1 protein-coding gene is annotated in these 1,106 nt (G+C 56.2%); it reads left to right on the forward strand.

The annotated features are described in order from the left end of the window. Nucleotides 1-206: 206 nt before the first annotated feature. On the forward strand, nt 207-1,106 hold a 900-nt coding region (locus tag Q8Q08_00040), incomplete at its 3' end, for a transposase (protein ID MDP2652408.1).

Below are 1,106 nucleotides of genomic sequence, written 5' to 3' on the forward strand. Positions count from 1 at the left end.
AGCAAACTTGGCGTGGCGGAAGGCGCCCTGCACGCTGCTTTTGGCCATGGGACCCAGCGCCTCTTTAGCGCCAGTTCCGCTACGGCCGAGAGCAGGGAAGAGCAGGCGGGGATGGCGGTGGGTACGCCAATATTGGCGTAGGGTGCCACAAAGGTGCCAGGCATTGTTTATTTGCTTATTGTGGATGTTTGGTGATAGATCGAGTCATGGCCCGCAGACCGCGCGTTCATTATCCCGGTGCGCTCTATCATGTGATAAGCCGGGGCAATCAAAGACAGAGAGTTTTCAAAGACGATCCAGACCAGCGCCGATTCGAAACCCTGCTGAGCGAGACGGTCAAGGGGCATTCGCTAACTCTGTATGCCTACGTCTTGATGCCCAACCACTTTCATGTGCTGCTCGAAGTCTCCCGCGCGCCGTTATCCAAGGCGATGCAGAGTCTACTGTATCGTTACACCAGCTATTATAATCGACGCTATCGCAAGATCGGCCATCTGTTTCAAGGACGGTACAAGGCGATCCTGTGCGATCGGGACAGCTATTTGATGGAGCTGATACGCTATATACACTTAAATCCGGTGCGTGCCGGCATGGTCAAAGAGCCCACACTCTATCGGTGGAGCAGCCACGGGGAGTATCTCCGGGGACGATCCGCGAGGGGCATAGCCGTCGATCAAGGGCTAAAACTCTGGGGAAGCGAGCCCGGCCAAGCGATCAAAGCATATCAGCGGTTTGTCCGCGAAGGATTAGAGGGGGGACATCAGGAGGAGTATTACGAAGTCAAAGAGCAGCAGTATTTGGGCGGTGATGAATTTGTCGATGTCGTCCATCGTGCAATTGACGAGCAAGAGGAAACCCGGCCGGTAAAGATCACGATGGCGGAGGTCCTCCAGGAAATCGTGCGGGGGACGGGACTGAGCGTCGCAGTGATTTTAAACAAAGGGCGTGGACGGATGGGCAGTCGGCTACGAGGCGAGGCGGCGTATGTGGCGAGGGAAGTTGGCGGGATCGGCATAACGGAGGCGGCGAAGTATATGGGGCGCGACCAGAGCACGATGTCATTGGCGGTGAAACGACTGGAGGAGGGGCTTGAAAAGGACATCAAG

This window comes from Candidatus Omnitrophota bacterium, from assembly GCA_030688425.1.
GTDB lineage: Bacteria > Omnitrophota > Gorgyraeia > Zapsychrales > JANLHA01 > JAUYIB01.